Genomic DNA, 2,396 nt, shown 5'->3' on the forward strand with positions numbered 1-2,396 from the left:
CTACGAGCCTTGCGCGCTGATCGATGTGATCGGCGGCCGTTCGGCCGTCAGTGCATGACGGCCATGGCCAGGGCGCGGCGGGCGCGGAGCGAGGCGCGCTCCGCGCGGCGCTGCATCCGGCGGGCGGCGGCCAGCCGGAGGGCCCTGCGCTCCGTGTCGGCCTCGCGCAGCCGATCGTCCATATGCGCGCGGGCCAGGGCTTCTGGGATGAGTTGCATTTCGAGGGTCCTGTTCTGGCTCGACTCCGTCGCACCGGAGGTGTCACGGGCGGGAGTCTCGGAGACGGGTGTGGTCATGATCTGGTCCTGCTTCTTGGGGTCGTGCGTCGCTGGGCGATCGATGGTGCCTGGGGTGCTCATGCCGTGACCGGGTTCTTGCGCGGACGGCCCCGCGGCCGCTTGCGGGCCACCACCACGCCCTGGACGAAGAGCTCGCCGCCCCAGACGCCCCACGGCTCGCGGCGGTCCTTGGCGCCGGCGAGGCACGCCTCGCGGAGGGGACAGGTCTGGCAGAGGGACTTGGCGTACTCCACGTCGGCCGGGGTCTCGGCGAAGAAGACCTCCGGGTCGTAGGAGCGGCAGGGCACGGGCACGCCGAGGTTCTCGATCGCGTCGTCGAGGTCGGTGAGGGCGGTGAGCGGGGCGGGCGGGGTCAAGGAGTCCTCCGTAAGACCGGGCGGGGGGATCAGGTCGGTTGCTACTGACGGGGTGTGTGCCTTGAGTTGCACGGTCTTGTGTTCCTCGTCTGTCGGTCCGGCTTGTGGCCGGGCGTATGGCAAAACAAAAGGGCCGCGAAACCCGGTGTGGGTTCCGCGGCCCTGGAAGGTGCCGACCTGATCGCCGATCAGGCTGGATCTCTCCAGGGTTCGAGGCCACGGAAGGCCCACATCTGGTGGTGCTGGTGCTGCGTCTTCAGGTTGGCCGCGTATCCGGCGCCATTGAGCGACTCGCCTGCGGAGGCGCCTGCCTGCGCTGCCGCTGCCACTACTGCCGGTGCCTGAATCGGCCGCTCGGTAAAGCGGGATTCCACGACGCGGGACAGACGGGTGGCGGGAAGCGGGGCCAGGTAAGAGCCGAGCGGGCAGGTGGCGACGACCGGGCGATCGGTCAATTTGGTGATGATCGTGTAGCTGCTCATTTGGTCTTCGCCTCCTCTCGGCGTCTCAAGGGACCGGATGAACCAGTCCGCGGTTGTTAAGTACAGCACGAAGTCGTCGGTTCCAGGAAGAGCCGTTGACCTCGTGCTCGGAAGGCTATGGGTATGCCGTCCGCGCGCGCAAACTATTTTTTCGAAGAGTCTTCGGAAGATTTTTCCGGGGCGTCCGCGGCGCGCCCGGCACTCGCGTCTCCAGCGGTATCAGGAGCATCGCCGGAGTCCGCGAGTTCCTGGCCCGCGCAGAGGGCCAGGACGTCGGCTCCGAAGCGGCCGAGCTTGCGCACGCCCACGCCGGAGATGCCCGCGAGCCGCCCTTCGTCCTCCGGCACCGCCTCGGCGATGGCCAGCAGCGTCTTGTCCGTGAAGACGCAGTACGCGGGCTGGCCGAGCGCCTTGGCCCGCGCGGCGCGCCAGTCGTGCAGTCGCGCGTACAGCGCCTCATCGAGGTCGGCGGGACAGTCCTCACAGCGCATGAGCTTCATCTCGCCCGCGTCCGTCAGCGTCCGGCCGCAGACCCGGCACCGGGCCGGCACCCGCCGCTTGCGGACGGACGCGCCGGGGCGCTCCACGCCCCCTGTGCCGCCCGCGCTCGCGGCTTCGGGCCTCCGGGCCGCCGAGCCGGGCCGCAGGCCGTTCAGGAAGCGGCTGGCGCGGCGCGTGGCGCGCCCGCCCGGCGTGCGGGACAGCGACCAGGACAGGGCGAGGTGGAGCCGGGCGCGGGTGACGCCGACGTAGAGCAGCCGCCGCTCCTCCTCGACCTGCTCGTCGGTCTTGGCGTACGTGATCGGCATCATGCCCTCGGTGAGACCCACCAGGAACACGGCGTCCCACTCCAGACCCTTCGCCGCGTGCAGTGAGGCGAGCGTCACACCTTCGACGGTCGGCGCGTGCTGGGCGTGCAGGCGCTCGTCGAGCTCGGCGACGAGGTCGGCGAGGGTCGCGTCCGCCCTGGCCGCCGCGAAGTCCTCGGCGAGCCGCGCAAGAGCCGCGAGGGACTCCCAGCGGTCGCGGGCCGAGCCCGCCCCGGCGGGCGGCTCGGGCGTCCAGCCCTTGGTGCTGAGCACCGCCCGCACCTGGGAGGGCAGGCCCACGACGTCGTCGAGCAGGGCATCGTTGCCGCCGAAGCGGGCGGCGCCGCGCAGCGCGGCCAGCGCCTCGCGTACCTCGGTCCGCTCGAAGAACCGCTCGGCGCCGCGCAGCTGGTACGGGACTCCGGCGTCGGCGAGCGCGCCCTCGTAGAC

4 protein-coding genes are annotated in these 2,396 nt (G+C 71.4%); all 4 read right to left on the bottom strand.

Annotated elements, in window-relative coordinates; genetic code table 11:
- Nucleotides 1–47 precede the first annotated feature (47 nt).
- Nucleotides 48–359: a hypothetical protein gene (locus ACFU99_RS40920; RefSeq protein WP_384403057.1), complete on the bottom strand. Its 312-nt coding sequence runs from the start codon at nt 357–359 to the stop codon at nt 48–50.
- Nucleotides 356–727, bottom strand: a complete 372-nt coding sequence (locus ACFU99_RS40925) for a WhiB family transcriptional regulator (RefSeq protein ID WP_030878493.1) — start codon at nt 725–727, stop codon at nt 356–358. The genes ACFU99_RS40920 and ACFU99_RS40925 overlap by 4 nt, the downstream gene beginning before the upstream one ends.
- 116 nt (nt 728–843) lie before the next feature.
- Nucleotides 844–1,137 (bottom strand): hypothetical protein, encoded by a 294-nt coding sequence (locus ACFU99_RS40930; protein ID WP_384403060.1) that lies wholly within the window; start codon nt 1,135–1,137, stop codon nt 844–846.
- A 143-nt stretch (nt 1,138–1,280) separates the two neighbouring features.
- Nucleotides 1,281–2,396: 3'-5' exonuclease (locus ACFU99_RS40935; protein WP_384403063.1), on the bottom strand; the 1,116-nt coding region annotated here is incomplete at its 5' end.

Origin of the sequence: Streptomyces sp. NPDC057654 (assembly GCF_042800135.1) — a bacterium.
Taxonomy (GTDB): domain Bacteria; phylum Actinomycetota; class Actinomycetes; order Streptomycetales; family Streptomycetaceae; genus Streptomyces.

What these genes read in the sequence shown, in the direction of transcription:
- ACFU99_RS40920 (WP_384403057.1), bottom strand. Translation starts at nt 359, where the DNA reads ATGAGCACCCCAGGCACCATCGATCGCCCAGCGACGCACGACCCCAAG.
- ACFU99_RS40930 (WP_384403060.1), bottom strand. Translation starts at nt 1,137, where the DNA reads ATGAGCAGCTACACGATCATCACCAAATTGACCGATCGCCCGGTCGTC.